Raw genomic sequence first — 16,063 nt, 5'->3', positions numbered from 1 at the left:
ACCTTTCAACTGATACAAATTTACGATTGCATCCATCTTTTTACCAATTAAATAAATTACTGTTTTTCCTTATTTTTTTAAAATCAATATTCACCCTCTGAATATGACTTGATAAGATCTCGATATGATCCTTGCTCATCATATCGAGATCAATTTCATTTTAGAATTTATAACTATAACTTAACGCCACACGATGCTCTTCTAAATCACTCAAGGTACCTGGAACATTGATGTTGTTATAATTAGTATCAATGAACATATAGTTGAAACCAAGACCTTTATACTTACCTTCTGGCACAACATAGTTCACGATGATGTTATTTTCATTCTCGCGACCTCGACCTGGTGTTGCCGTATCAATATTCCAACCTTGGAAATGACGTACAGTGGCAGATAATCCTGGTACACCCATTTCTTTAAAATTATAGGTATAACCTACACTCCAAGATTTCTCATCCTTACGGATAAAACTCGCGACTGACCAGTTATCTAAATAAGGTTGTGGCACCCAACCACCCAATGTTGGGAATAGTGTCGCTTTATCTCCATGCTCGCCAAACATCTCTTGATAACCCAATTGAACAGTATGCATACCATGATTGACTTTCGCCCCCATAGAAATTGCTTGGCTATCAATTTCACCAAAAAGTTTATCGCCAGTTTCACTGTTATCGAAGTAACGAATATGTGCATCTAAATTCGTTTTTTCATCAAGTTTAGTTTTATAGCTTGCAGCAACATAATGTTGCTTGAAGATGTCAGTTAAATCAGCGAACCAATAACTACCACCAATCTTTGATGTAAACTGGTGATCAACACCAACAATATACATTCCATCATCAGTTGTGAGACCTTGAGCTTCTGCCTTCGCAAAATCATTGTTTGGGAATAAGGTCAAATCTTGATACTGATTATCGTAACGCGCATTAATACCATCAATATAAGCTAAGGTTAATTTAGTATCCTGAATATCTTTCGACTCTAACCATGCACCACTATAAGTAGTTAATAATTGGCGTGATGGATCGAAGAAAATAACTGGTGACATCGGCAATAAATCACCTACTTTAAGTTCAGTTTCAGAAACTTTAACTTTTAAAGTCGCACCGAATTTAGCATTATCGCGTTCTGTACGACCTTGACTGTTATCATATGGCATATGAATGTCATTTACAGAATCACGCGATTTCAATCCAATTGCATATTGAGCCAAGAGATCTGCACCAACTTGAATGCCTGCACCAATATCGTGATAACCCGATTTAGCATCTAAAGTGATTGCTTGCGTCCAGTTACCATAATCTAGATTTGGTGCTGTATCGTAATTACGTTCTAAATAGAAATTTTTAAATTTAAGCTGAACATTTGAATCAGCCACAAAATTCGCGTGAGCAGCAGTTGTCCCTAGAGTTGTTGCAGCAATCATTGCTAGCCATAATTTTTGATGACGCATGGCTTCATCCTATACTCAAATCAGCGTTGATGAGCATATTGCTAAATTGTGCACTCTGAAGAAATCAGACTAGAGTCTAAAAAAAATTTAGACTTTTCCGATGAAAAACAATACTTTAAAAACTCTCATTGTTATAAACAATTAATAATAGCTCAGTAACTAAGCAAATTAACTTTTACTATGGATAATTTATTATATTTTAATATCTTACAAATTAACCCAGAAGCATTTTGCCATTTTATTTAATAGTTTTTAAGTTTAACAATCACGATACGCTCTACACCAAATCACTCAATATAAGCACCCAAACATCTCACGCAATTGTTTTTTTATATGTATATTTTCTAAATTCATAAAAAAAGCACTCCTAAGAGTGCTCTTTCAAATCAATTTTAAATTATGCGTTAAGTTCTTTTGCTTTAGCCATAGTCAAAGCTAGATCTTCAATCATGTCTTCCTGACCACCAACAGTACCACGGCGACCAAGCTCCATTAAGATTTCACGCGCAGATACGCCATATTTCGCTTCAGCACGTTTAGCGAACAATAGGAATGAAGAGTAAACACCCGCATAACCTAAAGTAGCTGCATCACGGTCTGCACGAATTGGGTTGTGCATCATTGGAATCACAAGATCTTCAGCAACATCTTGTACTTTGAACAAGTCAACGCCTGTGTCCATACCCATACGATTTGCAACAGCGATGAACAATTCAAGTGGTGTGTTACCTGCACCCGCACCGAGACCTGCAGATGCCAAGTCAACACGTACCGCGCCTGCTTCAACAGCAGCAACAGTATTTGATACACCCATACCTAAGTTGTGGTGACCGTGGAAACCCAACTCAATGCTTGGGTCCAAGTGTTGACGTAAGTGTCCAACGCGATCAATTACATCTTGAGGAAGCATGTAACCTGCTGAGTCAGTCACATAAATACAGTTTGCACCGTAAGACACCATCTTCTTCGCTTCTTCTAAAAGACGCTCTGGAGATGCCATGTGAGCCAACATTAAGAAGCCCACTGTGTCCATTTCTAATTTACGCGCAGCGGTGATGTGCTGTTCAGAACAGTCAGCTTCAGTACAGTGAGTTGCAACACGAATCGTTGATACACCGATTTCATGTGCCATTTTCAAGTGGTCAACCGTACCGATACCAGGAAGAAGAAGTGCAGAAACTTTTGCATTCTTCATACGCGGTACAACAGCAGACAAGTATTCTTCGTCAGTCGCAGCAGCAAAACCGTAGTTTACTGATGAACCACCAAGGCCGTCACCGTGAGTGACTTCAATTAATGGTACGCCTGCATCATCAAGTGCTGTTGAAATTGCAATCATTTGCTCAACAGTCGTTTGATGGCGCTGCGGATGCATACCATCACGTAAAGTCATATCATGAACAATAATCTTAGACATGCGGTTGCTCCTTAAGCTTCTTCTTTGTTGAATACGTGTTCAGCAAACATTTCTGCTGTACGAGCAGCTGCAGCTGTCATAATGTCGAGGTTACCTGCATATTTCGGCAAGAAATCACCCAAACCTTCTACTTCCAAGAAGATAGAAACACGGTTACCATCAAAAATTGGACCATTTACAAGTTTGTAACCTGGTACATATTTTTGCACTTCTTTAATCATCGCGTGAACTGATTCAGTGATCGCAGCTTGATCTGGCTCACCTTCAACAAGACAGTGTACTGTGTCACGCATCATAAGTGGTGGCTCAGCAGGGTTAATGATGATGATCGCTTTACCTTTTTTCGCACCACCAACTTTCTCAATAGCACCCGCAGTTGTACGTGTGAATTCGTCGATGTTTTTACGTGTACCAGGACCTACAGATTTTGTAGACACAGTCGCGATGATCTCACCATATTCAACAGGTTGAACACGTGAAACTGCTGCAACCATAGGAATTGTCGCCTGACCACCACACGTTACCATATTCACGTTAGGCACTTCACCTTCTGCAAGTAAAGCTTCTAAGTTCACAGGTGGAACACAGAAAGGACCAATTGCAGCAGGTGTTAAGTCAATCATCAGTACACCAAGTTCATTTAACTTGCGGCTGTTTTCAGCATGTACATATGCAGACGTTGCATCAAAAGCAATTTTGATATCATCTTCAATGACGTGAGGAAGAAGACCATCAACCCCTTCTGCAGTGGTTTTTAAACCCATTTTCGCAGCACGAGCAAGACCTTCAGAAGTAGGATCGATACCCACCATCCAAACTGGCTCTAACCATTCGCTACGTTGAAGTTTGTAAAGCAAATCAGTACCAATGTTACCTGGTCCGATCATTGCACATTTAATCTTTTTCATTAACGTACTCTCTCAAAATTCCGACTTATTCAGCAGCGAAAGCAGCAGTCACTGAACCAAAGCCTTCAATCTCAACTTTGAATTCATCACCTGGGTTTGCTACAACCATAGGGCCTAATGCACCTGTTAAAATAATGTCACCAGCTAACAATGGACGACCACGACGTACCATTTCATCAGCAAGCCAGACAGCTGCATTTAAAGGGTTTGCTAAGCAAGCCTTACCAACACCTTGAGACACGACTTCTTCACCACGTGTCATGATCATTTTACAATTCACTAGATCAAGGTTATCGAGTTTTACAGGACGTGAACCCAATACAAATGCAGCTGAAGATGCATTATCTGCGACAGTGTCAATCAAACTGATCTTCCAGTTTTCAATTCGACTATCCACCACCTCAACAGCAGGAAGTGCATAATCAGTCGCGCTGATAATGTCAGCATAAGTGTGTTTTTCTTTCGTTAAATCTTGTTTGATCACCAAAGCGATTTCCGCTTCTACTTTAGGTTGGATCAATAGACCTGCAGGAATCGCCTCTCCATCACCATAAGCCATGTCTGCAAACAGCATACCGAAGTCAGGTTGATCTACACCGAGTTGTGCTTGAACCACTTTTGATGTCAAACCGATTTTACGCCCAACTAAACGACGACCTTCTGATAAGGCACGCGCTGTATTCACTTCTTGTACAGCGTAAGCGATATCTACATCAGCAGCTTCACCACCCAACGTTGGGCGAATTGGTGCGATTGCACTTTGTGATAATTCAGCAGTTCGTAACGCTTGTGCTACTGATTCAACTACAGCAGAATTAGACATCAAGACTTCCTTCAACTTCATTCGATGATCTATTTGACCTTAGGAAAATTGCTTGAAAACAACCTTCTGGGGGACAAATTCTTTTAGAGAGATACCTGCATCTCTGATGAGAGCTAGAATGGAAAAATCTTGACCTATATGCCAATACTTATTTTCTTTATGACAATAGTTTCAGACTATAAATAATTTATCAAATCAAGACACTATCTTATTGTTTTACATGTTTTTAAAATTTTATTATTTAAATATACAGAATGTTTAATCTATTTCTAATACTACTTATTAGACCATTGATAATAGAATTATCCATGAATTACAAATTATTAATGCACTAATCCAAAGACAAGTTATATTCTCTTATTGTTCAACTACAATTCAATTAAAATACATTTTAAAAGCCTTGTTAAGGCGACTTAAGTCGTAAAATCAGTGTTGAATATTACAATTGCTACTATCTCATCACCAAATAATCACATTTTCTCTCCATCAAAAAAGATTAGAATATTCTGTAAAATATTCATCAGGTGAAGATACAGAGATAACAATGAAATTATTAAAACTGCCACTATTGATCTTAGCTACCGGGATTAGCTTTTCGGTACTTGCTGACACAGAACCTAAAACTAATATTATTAATCTTCAAGCAGACGCTTCTAAACAAGTCTCTAATGATGAAATGCACGCCATTCTATTTATTGAAAAAAGTAATAAACAGCCTGCACAACTTTCAACACAAATGACCCAATTGATGAATCAGGCCATCAACATCAGTAAAAAATACCCCCAAGTTAAGGTCGAAACAGGTTCTCAGACCACTTACCCTGTCTATGACAACAACAATTCAACAAAACTGAAGGAATGGCGCGGCCGCGCTGAAGTGAATATTGAAAGCAAAGATTTTAAAGCAGCGAGCCAGTTAATTAGCGAGTTACAACAAGATTTTCAAACACAATCGATTAATTTCACTGTTTCCACTGAAAAACGAAAGCAGGTTGAAAATGAGTTATTGACAGAAGCCACGCAAAATTTCCAACAGCGCGCTCAGGTTCTCACTAAAGCTTGGAATCGTTCTAGTTATAACTTGGTTAACTTGAATATGAACACCAATAATTATTCACCAAGACCATTAGCCATGGCACGTGCCGCAATGGTTGTAGAGAGTGCACCCGCTGCAGACTCACAAAATATGGCTGCTGGAGAATCAACAATCACAGTCAATGCAAATGGATCAATTCAATTAAAATAGTTCGCTATTAAAGTTCAAAAAGCCACTCAATAAGTGGCTTTTTTTTGTTTCTTACTTTTTAAATGGGAAGGCATATTTCACAATACGTCCCAAAACCTGACCATATTGTTTAAATAAACTCGCATTATTGTAATTCAGGCCGTATTTTTCACACACCGCTTTCACTTTAGGCCCCATTTGACGGTAACGTCGAGCAGGAATATCTGGATAAAGATGATGCTCAATCTGATGACTCAAATGCCCCGTCAAAATATGGAATCCTTCAGAACCTGTCAGGTTAGAAGACCCACGAATTTGACGCATATACCAATGGCCACGGCTTTCATTTTCTAAAACTGACTTCGGAAAAACTTCCACATCTTTGGTGAAGTGACCGCAGAAAATGATACTGAATGTCCAAATATTACGAATACCATTAGCGACTAAATTACCTGTGAAAACGGGTAATGCTGCAGGACCTGCAATGAGTGGGAAGAAAACATAATCTTTAAATAACTGTTTCCCCATTTTCTTTTTCATCGGGTTCAAACGTTGTTGAAATTCTTCTTTGGTCATGCGCCCTTTTAAGCGCTTACCAATTTCTAAGTTCTGAATCGCTACACCCCACTGGAATAACAAACAGAATGGAATACTGTAAAGTGGTTGTAATAAATATCCTTTTTTCCAGCGTTGCTCTGGGAACAAACGAAGAATTCCATAACCAATATCATCATCCATACCTTTAATATTGGTATAGGTATGGTGTTTGTAGTTGTGGGTTTGGCGCCAATCATCAGATGTGCCGACGATATCCCATTCGTAAGTTGTCCCTTTAAATTTAGGGTCGTTCATCCAATCATATTGACCATGCATCACATTATGGCCCAACTCCATGTTTTCCATGATTTTGGCAAAACCAAGCAAGCCTGTGCCTAAAAGCCATGCTGGAGGAAACCAGCCAGCAAATAAGCATGCACGTCCAAGGATTGAACTGTAGCGAATCGCTGCATACACTCGCTTAATATACTTTTCGTCTTTTTCACCTAAATCATCAAGAACTTCCTGCTTAATTGCATCAAGTTCACGTGCGAGTTCATCAAGTTGTGCATCAGTGAGTTCACGATTTTTTGGGTTTTTGAAATATTGTGCTTGAACTGGCATATTCATGATTATTCTCGCTTATAGGTCGATAGTGAGATCAGACTGAGCTGAATTGATACAGATTTTGAGCAGATTTCCAGGCTCAGTATTTTCTGCACCATTGACGAGGTTTTTAGTTGCACCTTGCGCTTTATGGCATGCACATTTATTACATACCCCCATGCGGCAACCGTGCTGTGGGCGAATATTTTGTTGCTCTAAACTTGCAAGTATTGATTGTCCCTTTGGAATCGTTACGACCTTATTTGATTTCGTAAGTGTGACCTGAACAAAACCAGTTTCATCACTAATGAATGGTTCAACACTGAATGCTTCACCTTTAAATTTATGAACACGAGTATCAGTTAGTTGTTCAGCAACTTGCACAAATCCTGCTGGACCGCATGCATAAACCGTATATTGATCTAAGGATTCGATAGCAGTTAAATGAGAATCTTCTAAACGGGAATCAGCCACTTCATCTTGAGTGGTAAAAAATTCAACATTAAAATTTGAGTGTTGATTCGCCAAAGCAATCAACTCTGTTTGAAATGCTAAATCTTCTGTTTTTTTTGCCCAGTACATCAATTTAACTGGCTGAACTAATTTTTTTTGTTGCTGCAATAATGCCTTGATCAAGCTGTACATTGGAGTAATACCACTCCCTGCGGCCAGCATTAATAGAGGTGTATTTACACTTCCAAGTGTCATATCTCCATAGGGTGCACCAAACTCAACAATATCGCCTACCTCAGCAATATCGTTAATCCAAGAACTGACTACACCCTGATCGACTTTCTTAGCAGTCAACAATACATGTTGAGTGTCGATTTTGGTCAAACTATAGGTACGTTCAAAACAACGACCTCGTGTCGTGACAATAACTGGATGATGTTGCCCTGCTTCACCAAACTGAAATTTTCGATTAACCGCAATTTTTAAGCTGACCGTATCATTTGCAACTTGTGTACGTTCAACAATTTTGCCTAATGATTGATTCACCGACCAAATTGGATCGATCTTTTGCAACCAAAAATTGGCAGCATTCGGATCAAATACAGCATTTACTGCGGATCTAATCAAATTTTTAGGTTGCTTAACTGCTTGCATTATGGGCTCATCACAGTGGGTTTAGAATTATTATACACATGTATATATATTTGTATAGACACTTGTATATCATCTATTGATTTCCATATCCTGACACAGAGCGATATAATGCAACTCTAACTGTAAACTTCTGATATTTATGAGCAGCTCTACGATTACTCTTTCTCCTCTACATGCCAGTGAATCCGCATCCATTTTGGAGCATCCAACTGCACGTACAGTCGGAAGAAAAGCCACAATCACGAAAGAAGAATTATTCCAAGCTGCTCTCAACCTTATCGGACCTCAAAAAAGCATCGCATCTTTAAGCTTGCGCGAAGTTGCCCGTGAAGCAGGAATTGCGCCAAACAGTTTTTATAGACATTTTAAAGATATCGACGAACTTGCCATTGAATTGATTGATCGCTCAGGTATTGTTTTACGTCAAATCTTGCATCAAGCTCGCTTAAAAGCAGTTCGCAATTCAAGTATTGTGCGTAGTTCAGTTGAAGTATTTATTGAACAGTTAGATGCTGACGAAGGTAATCTGAGCCTGTTGTTACGTGAAGGTTATACTGGTTCTGCCTCTTATAAAGAGGCGGTTGAAAAACAGCTCAATTACTTTCAGCAAGAACTCATGGATGATCTTGTTCGTCTCGAGCAAAATAACTCTCATAAAATCAAGCATCCAGAATTGGCTGCAAAAGCGATTACTCAATTGGTATTCACTATGGGTGCTAAATTAATCAACATGCCACACGATGAAAGAAAAGTTGTAGCTGAACAAACGATGACGATGATCCGAATGATTTTAGAAGGCGCACGTCATCTGAAAGAATAAATACTGAGTGTAAAAAAAGCCCTTCAGTTGAAGGGCTTTTTTATTACTTTTCCCAAATAACTTCTTTATTTTGAGCAACCCAAGTTGGAATAAGGGCTTCGTACTTCGCCTCAATTTTATTACGCTTAATCTTCATAGTCGGCGTCAACATATCGTTATCCATCGTCCACAAATCCATAATGACCACAAAGAATGCAATTTTTTCATGTGGCTCAAGCTTTTCATTAATTTCATTCTTCAACTCAATTAATTTTGCTTCGATATCATCACGTTTATTATCTTGTTGCAATTTATTGCGAATTTCTTCTGCCAACATCACAAAGCCGATCGGCTGTTTATGGCTTGCACCACCAACACAGACAGATTCAATCATTTGGTTATTACCAATCTTTTGTTCAATTGGTACAGGCATCACATACTTACCTTTCTGAGTTTTAAAGATGTCCTTTACACGTCCAGTAATTTTTAGACGGCCAGTCGCATCAATTTCACCCATGTCTCCTGTTCTTAAATAACCATCCTCAGTCAAATCTTCAGCTGTTTTTTCTGGGTTCTTGTAATAACCCAACATTGTTCCTGGGCTTCTGACTAAAATCTCACCATTCTCATCAATCTTGCAGTCTACTCGTGCTTGAACATGTCCGACATATCCACTCATATATTCACCCATACGTGTGATATGCGAGTATCCACAGTTTTCTGTCATTCCATAAACTTCAAGCAACTCTAAGCCCAAATTACGATACCATTTAATAATATCTACGGGTAAAGGTGCAGAACCCGTTAAAGCATAACGAACATGATTCAAACCCAATTTTGCCAAGAGTTTTTGCTTAATCTTATTGCCCAAGAATGGGATTTTAAACAACACGTTTTGTACATTAAGTGGAATTTTTTCATTAATCCCCAAATAAAATTTAGTCCATAAACGTGGCACAGAAAAGAAGATCGTTGGTTTTGCACGATTAAGATCTGCAATAAATGTATCTAATGAATTGGCAAAATAAACGGTAAAACCACAAATCATCACGGATGATTGAATAAATACACGCTCTGCAACATGAGCTAGCGGCAAGTAAGATAAAGCACGATCTTTTTCTGAAACACCAAACGTAGATTTCAGCTCACTCGCAGGTGAGAGCAAGGTCTTATAACTTTGCATAACGCCCTTAGGTAGACCTGTACTGCCCGAGGTATAAATAATGGTCGCAAGCTCATCCTCGTTTGGAAAATAAGGCTCACTGGTTGGTGCTGTTTTCGCAGTGATTTCATCCCATGTTGGCGCATTATAGTCAGGTGCCAATGGCAATTTAATACAATGCATATCTTGAGGGATGATTTGTTTCACATCGTTCCAACTGTCTCCAATACCATCCAATTTACCGATAAACAAAGCCTTAGTTTCACTATGATCTAGAACATATTTGGTTCCTTCACCATTGAGAGTCGTATATAAAGGAACCGACACATGACCTGCCATCCAAATTGCAAGATCTGCCATAATCCAATGCGCACTATTTTTACCAAAAATTGCAATCTGAGAACGACCAGGCAAATTCAAAGATTGTAAATAAGCAGCCATTTTTTTGACTTGACTGGCCACTTCTCCCCAAGTGTATTTAATCACCTGACCATTTGGTAAAGGCTGAACCAAGAAATCTTGGTTTGGCGATTTCTTTTCCCAATACATTAAATAGTGAATATGAGTCGGTAAAAACTCAAATTGGTTGTTGTTCTGATTTACTTCCATGTGTAATGACTCCCAATAACGCATCATTGTTGTTATGTAATGACTCATAACCGAAAGCTGATTTAATCGTTTTAAACTCGTCCTGAGTTCCTGATTGCCGAGTAAAAACTACAGCTTTACGATTTAAATTTTCGAATTGTTTTCTATTTTCTATCATGAATTCTGATCAAAATCCAACCATTATTTTGCTCAGTTTAATTGCGCTATATTTTTGATAAAATTGTAATTTAAGACCAATGTGTTGATGATTATCGCCAATGTACTTGGACAATGATTATCCTATAACTAAATCAAACTCATGGATAGAGATTGATCATTATGGCTCAGATTGCCACTATTTTACGTGCAAAAACTCAACTTATGGCTGTCAAAGCCCTCACCCTTGCAATCCCAGTATCACATCCTCTCGTATTTGCGGGTGAAGATTCATCAATGCAATTGTGTGGCAATATTGCTCAGCTCGGCATGAAAAAAGTGATGATTGTGACTGATGCAGTATTAGTCAAATTAGGTGTCATACAACCCATTCAAGATCAATTAAAGCACAATGGGATTGAAGTTGTTATTTTCTCTGATGTAAAACCTGATCCAACTTGTGAAATTGTCGAAAAATCTCTAGCACTGTTTAAAAATACCGGATGCGATAGCGTATTGGGTATAGGGGGTGGTTCGACGATTGATACAGCAAAAGTATTAGCGCTCGCAGCCGCAAACCATAAATCGCCTAAACAACTTTTTGGAATTTTAAAAAGCCGTAAACCTGCATATCCATTGTTCGTGATTCCGACCACCGCAGGTACAGGTTCTGAAGTTACCATTGCCGCAGTTATTTCAGACAGTGAAACTCATATTAAAGGTTTAGTTATTGATCCCAAAGTCGTTCCATTAGCAACTGCTTTAGATCCCGTCATCATGAAAGGCATGCCACCTGCTATCACTGCTGACACTGGCATTGATGCCCTTACTCATGCAATTGAATCGTGGGTAAGCGGATTCGCCAACAAACAATCAGATTATTACGCCAGTGCAGCCATGAAATTGATCATGGAGAATTTAAAAAAAGCATTTGAAGATGGTCAGAATATTGCAGCACGTGAAGCAATGGCGCTCGGTTCTCATTATGCTGGTTTGGCAATGAATAGTGCTGGAATTGGCTATGTACATGCTTTGGCGCATCAATTAGGGACTCAATATCAAATCCCACACGGACGCGCTAATGCCATTATCTTGCCTCATGTTCTAGAATTTAATCGTAAAGCATCAGAAAAACGCTTAGCACTAGCAGCGAAGAAAATTGGTTTAAGCTCGTCACACACTTCGGATGAACAAGCCGCAAATATATTCATTCAAAGCGTAAAGCAATTACTCAAAGATTTGAAAATCAATACTGAGATTCCGAATTTAAAAAAGCAAGATTTCCCAGAGATGATTAAATCTGCTTTTACTGAAGCCCATGGAATTTATGCCGTACCAAAATACATGAATTATTCAGATGCTGAGCAAATTTTAAATCGACTTTAATGCCAATAAGGCACGAATAAAAGCTCAGTATACAATCGTGTCTACTGAGCTTTTTTAATTTGCGACAAGGAATGCCGCCATGTTAAAAAATTTAGATTCACTAAACCCTTTTATTCATGTCACGATTGAGAATAGAATCCTGACCATCAAAATTGATCACCCCGAGCAAAAAAATGCTTTAACTGGGGAAATGTACAATGACATTGCAAAAATATTGGATGCGGCAGATCAATCTCAACAAGTGAATGTTGTGATTTTACAGGGTAACGAACATGATTTTACCGCAGGAAATGATCTGAAAGATTTTATGTCTGCCGCTCAAAAATATGTTGGTTTAGCCGCTGATGCTACACCACCATTTGTCTTCCTAAAAGCGATCGCAAGATTTTCTAAACCTATTATTGCTGCGGTACGTGGCTGCACTATAGGCGTTGGCGTCACTATGCTATTTCACTGTGACATGGTATACGCGCACCCCGATACAGAATTTCAAATTCCATTTGTAAGTTTGGGATTATCTGTAGAAGGTGGCACCAGCCTTCTTTTCACTGAGTTGGCTGGTTATCATATGGCTGCCGAATTATTGCTCACAGGTCGAAAATTTTCAGCGGAAGAGGCGCTAAAATGTCGAATCATCAATCAGATTTGCGAGCAACCAGAACAATTAGCTTTACAGCGGGCTCAACAGATGAGTCAACTGCCAATGACCACGCTAAAAATTATTAAAAAACAAATTCGACCCGAGCAAGATCAAATTCAGAATTGTATTGTTCAGGAGGCTGAGGTTGTTGCAGAACGTTTAACATCGCCTGAAATGATTGAAGCCGTGATGGCTTTCTTACAAAAAAGAAAACCTGACTTCAATCAATTTCTGCAGTCCTAAAAAAGCACCCTAGGGTGCTTTTTTTTATTTTATGGCTTTACCACCACCAAGACTCGAATCGCTTCAGGCGTTACAGCTAAACCTTCTAAAAGGCTTAAGCCTTCTTTTTGAAGCTTCTGCAAACGTGCAATTTCATCTTCGCGAATACTTGGGTTAAATTGTTTCAAATAACTTAAACGATCAATTTCATATTGCCATTTATTGCTATAAATTTCTTTCGCTTGCTGTTTTAATTCAGGCAAAGCACCTTTTGCAATGTCTAAAGCTTGTGCATAACGTTGTTCAACGACATCACGACGTGCTTTCACCACTTGGCGACAACTATTACCGTCAAGATGATGTAAGTATGGTTTCAAAATATCTGGTGCAATTTTAGCTGATAAATCTTGGCCCTTTTCACTTAATAACACACGAATCAATTGTGTTGGTAAACTCGCTGGCAAGTTCAATGCTTTCGGTGCAATCACATCCACTTTGAACCACACCTCAACTAAAACTGAACCTTGTGGTAAAGCTGCAGACTTCAATAACGCCACATTGGTACTACCAAACGATTGCGTATTGATCATTTCCATGACACTTTCAGTGAAAGGATGCTCAAGCGTTATGTATTGCGCATCTTCACGGATTTGAGCCTGATCACGATAGAACGTCACGGTCATGCCTTCCTCATCCAAAGTCAGACCTTGGACTTGCATTTGATCAGTAGGCTTAATAATCACCGTGCCATTACTTTGCTCATCAAAATCAATATTGGTTGACGCCATGAAGCGTTTCATAAACATTGGCAAAGTCGTATTGTCATCATACTCTTCGAGTGCTTGCACAATTTCTTGCGCAACCATTGGGCGACAAGAATTGTATTCCAATAAACGATCACGTCCTGCTTGTAGCTCTTGCTCTAAAGCTTCACGTTGCACACTTACAGCTTCAAGAAGATCTTCAAACGCTTGACCTTTATCAGCCAACAAGCAATCTTTAAGATCAACAATAAAGTTTTCTTGTAAGGTTTGCGCAGTTGGAGAAATATTGCTGAAAATATTTAATGCTTCATTGTACCAACGGAACATACGCTCTTGTGCAGTGCCCACTAAATATGGCACATGAATCTGAATACGGTTTTCTTGACCAATACGATCAAGTCGACCAATACGCTGTTCAAGAACATCAGGGTTCGCTGGCAAATCAAATAGGATTAAATCTGAAGCAAACTGGAAGTTACGACCTTCTGAACCAATTTCTGAACACAATAAAATCTGAGCACCATATGAATCTTCTGCAAAATAAGCAGCTGCTTGGTCACGCTCTAATAGACTCATGCCTTCATGGAACATTGCTGTACGGATCCCTGCATGGATACGTAATGCATTTTCTAAAGCTTCAACTACTGGCCCACTACGTGCAATAAGTAAGACTTTTTTATGCTTTAACTGAGTACGGAGCATTTCCATAATCCACGTTACACGTGGGTCAGTTTCCATCCAAGCACCGTCTAATTGCGCTTCTTCTGGCCACATTTGTTCACGAAGTTTACCATCCATCGACCATCCTTCTGGCGCAGGTAATGGTGCAGGCTGACAATCGCGACCAGGGAAGCCTTGTATCGCTTCACGTGTATTACGGAATAGTACACGCCCCGTACCGTGACGATCTAACAATTCATGAATTGCACGGAAACGCTGTTCTGGCTCATCTTCAATCTTGTGACCCAGTAACTGCTCAACTGCTTGGAAATGATCAGCTTCAAGGGGTTGATCCGACATCAGCACTTCCGCAATTTGAGCTGTTTGCTGATATTTTTCCTCTTCATCTAAGAAACGATCAAGTGAATTGAAACGTTGCGGATCGAGCAAACGTAAACGAGCAAAATGGGACTCAACACCTAACTGTTCCGGCGTTGCAGTCAGTAAAAGTACGCCTGCTGTTTTTTCAGCAAACTCTTCAACAAGATCATAGCGGTCATTACCACCTTCTTCTTCTGACCACATCAAGTGATGTGCTTCATCCACCACAAGCAAATCAAAACCTGCTTCGAGCGCTTGCTCACGTAAATCTTCATGGTCGATCATGAGATCAACAGACGCAATGATGCACTGTTCAGTTAAGAACGGATTCAATTCTGGATCATGTTCTTTGATCGAAGCAGTACGCGTTAAATCAAATAGGGAGAAATTCAAATTGAAACGGCGACGCATTTCAATCATCCACTGATATTGCAGTGAATCAGGAACTAAAACCAGGATGCGTTCAGAACGTCCTGTTTTAAGTTGCTGGTGTATGATTAAACCTGCTTCAATGGTTTTGCCTAGACCAACTTCATCCGCCAATAATACACGTGGGGCAAAGCGCTTACCTACTTCATGCGCGATATAAAATTGGTGAGGAATCAATCCAACACGAGCACCCACCATGCCACGTAATGGACTATTTTGCATATTAGCTTGCATTTGTAATGCTTCAATACGCAGGTCATACCATTCTTTATAATCAATTTGGCTTGCCAGTAAACGATCAAGTGGTTTAGACAACTGAATCGTCGCACCAACACGAGTTTCATTTAATGATTTACGTTCATCAGTACCATCTTGTAACTGACGAATGACGTTGTAACGAATAACGCCACCACGCTCTTCTAATGATTCGACTTTCCAGACGATGCCCTCTTGGTCTTGAAGCTCATCATTCACATTGAACACAATTCGAGATAAAGGTGCGTTACTACGTGCATAGACACGGGTTTCGTCACTTTTAGGAAAGAGGATGCTAATTGATCGTTCATTTACATCAATCAAAACCCCTAAACCTAACTCTGTCTCTGTGTCTGATAACCAACGTTGACCAATAGCAAACTGCTGCAATTTTTCCACCTTATCTCAAGTTAGGACTGAAAACTTATGCTCAAACAGGAGATGATTTGAGCAAAATTTAACGTCTATAAGCAATATATTTTGACATAAAGCCCACCAAAAAGTGAGCAATATTTAGCACCGATCTATTTAATTGATCATAACCA

Annotated in this window: 13 protein-coding genes; 4 read left to right on the top strand and 9 right to left on the bottom strand. The window is 39.3% G+C overall.

Annotation, left to right across the window (positions count from 1 at the left end):
• Positions 1–160: 160 nt before the first annotated feature.
• The 4 genes from AC1M85_RS05325 to AC1M85_RS05310 all read right to left on the bottom strand — a co-directional run bounded on the left by AC1M85_RS05325 (position 161) and on the right by AC1M85_RS05310 (position 4,601).
• Positions 161–1,453 carry an OprD family outer membrane porin gene (locus AC1M85_RS05325; RefSeq protein ID WP_481593471.1) on the bottom strand — a complete coding sequence of 431 codons (1,293 nt, stop codon included), beginning with the start codon at positions 1,451–1,453 and terminating at the stop codon, positions 161–163.
• A gap of 397 nt (positions 1,454–1,850) precedes the next feature.
• Positions 1,851–2,870 (bottom strand): 4-hydroxy-2-oxovalerate aldolase, encoded by a 1,020-nt coding sequence (dmpG, locus tag AC1M85_RS05320; RefSeq protein WP_092767099.1) that lies wholly within the window; start codon positions 2,868–2,870, stop codon positions 1,851–1,853.
• Between the two features lie 11 nt (positions 2,871–2,881).
• A complete protein-coding gene (locus AC1M85_RS05315; RefSeq protein WP_035267137.1) occupies positions 2,882–3,778 on the bottom strand; it encodes an acetaldehyde dehydrogenase (acetylating) in 897 nt (298 codons plus the stop codon).
• A 25-nt stretch (positions 3,779–3,803) separates the two neighbouring features.
• The gene (locus AC1M85_RS05310) at positions 3,804–4,601 is read right to left on the bottom strand and encodes a 2-keto-4-pentenoate hydratase (protein WP_180028836.1); all 798 of its coding nucleotides are present in this window, start codon (positions 4,599–4,601) and stop codon (positions 3,804–3,806) included.
• 544 nt (positions 4,602–5,145) lie between these two features.
• Between AC1M85_RS05310 and AC1M85_RS05305 the strand changes: the two genes are divergently transcribed.
• A complete protein-coding gene (locus AC1M85_RS05305; RefSeq protein WP_180028835.1) occupies positions 5,146–5,847 on the top strand; it encodes an SIMPL domain-containing protein in 702 nt (233 codons plus the stop codon).
• Positions 5,848–5,898: 51 nt separating this feature from the next.
• Here AC1M85_RS05305 and AC1M85_RS05300 read toward each other — a convergent pair whose 3' ends face one another.
• Together AC1M85_RS05300 and AC1M85_RS05295 are read right to left on the bottom strand one after the other, a co-directional pair.
• The gene (locus tag AC1M85_RS05300) at positions 5,899–6,993 is read right to left on the bottom strand and encodes a fatty acid desaturase family protein (RefSeq protein WP_035267144.1); all 1,095 of its coding nucleotides are present in this window, start codon (positions 6,991–6,993) and stop codon (positions 5,899–5,901) included.
• A gap of 12 nt (positions 6,994–7,005) precedes the next feature.
• On the bottom strand, positions 7,006–8,076 hold the full coding sequence (locus tag AC1M85_RS05295; protein ID WP_481590284.1) for a flavin reductase family protein: 1,071 nt from the start codon (positions 8,074–8,076) through the stop codon (positions 7,006–7,008).
• A gap of 139 nt (positions 8,077–8,215) precedes the next feature.
• On the opposite strand from AC1M85_RS05295, the gene fabR reads away from it, so the two are divergent.
• Complete coding sequence (gene fabR / locus AC1M85_RS05290; RefSeq protein ID WP_092767102.1) at positions 8,216–8,896, top strand: HTH-type transcriptional repressor FabR; 681 nt, start codon at positions 8,216–8,218, stop codon at positions 8,894–8,896.
• Positions 8,897–8,939: 43 nt separating this feature from the next.
• Here fabR and AC1M85_RS05285 read toward each other — a convergent pair whose 3' ends face one another.
• Entirely contained in the window at positions 8,940–10,646 is a 1,707-nt protein-coding gene (locus AC1M85_RS05285; RefSeq protein WP_488213691.1) for an AMP-binding protein, read from the bottom strand.
• Entirely contained in the window at positions 10,615–10,803 is a 189-nt protein-coding gene (locus AC1M85_RS05280; protein WP_481610796.1) for a hypothetical protein, read from the bottom strand. Before AC1M85_RS05280 ends, AC1M85_RS05285 begins: the two co-directional genes overlap by 32 nt.
• Before the next feature lie 161 nt (positions 10,804–10,964).
• Between AC1M85_RS05280 and AC1M85_RS05275 the strand changes: the two genes are divergently transcribed.
• Both AC1M85_RS05275 and AC1M85_RS05270 read left to right on the top strand, forming a co-directional pair.
• A complete protein-coding gene (locus AC1M85_RS05275; RefSeq protein ID WP_488213690.1) occupies positions 10,965–12,167 on the top strand; it encodes an iron-containing alcohol dehydrogenase in 1,203 nt (400 codons plus the stop codon).
• A gap of 79 nt (positions 12,168–12,246) precedes the next feature.
• On the top strand, positions 12,247–13,050 hold the full coding sequence (locus AC1M85_RS05270; protein ID WP_481591383.1) for an enoyl-CoA hydratase-related protein: 804 nt from the start codon (positions 12,247–12,249) through the stop codon (positions 13,048–13,050).
• 29 nt (positions 13,051–13,079) lie between these two features.
• On the opposite strand, the gene rapA is transcribed toward AC1M85_RS05270, so the two are convergent.
• Positions 13,080–15,917 (bottom strand): RNA polymerase-associated protein RapA, encoded by a 2,838-nt coding sequence (gene rapA / locus AC1M85_RS05265; protein WP_481952061.1) that lies wholly within the window; start codon positions 15,915–15,917, stop codon positions 13,080–13,082.
• Positions 15,918–16,063 lie beyond the last annotated feature (146 nt).

The sequence above is a fragment of the Acinetobacter sp. 24-47-64 genome (assembly GCF_057737055.1).
Note: the sequence above shows the minus strand (reverse complement) of the source record. Positions and strands in the feature narration are given on the sequence as shown.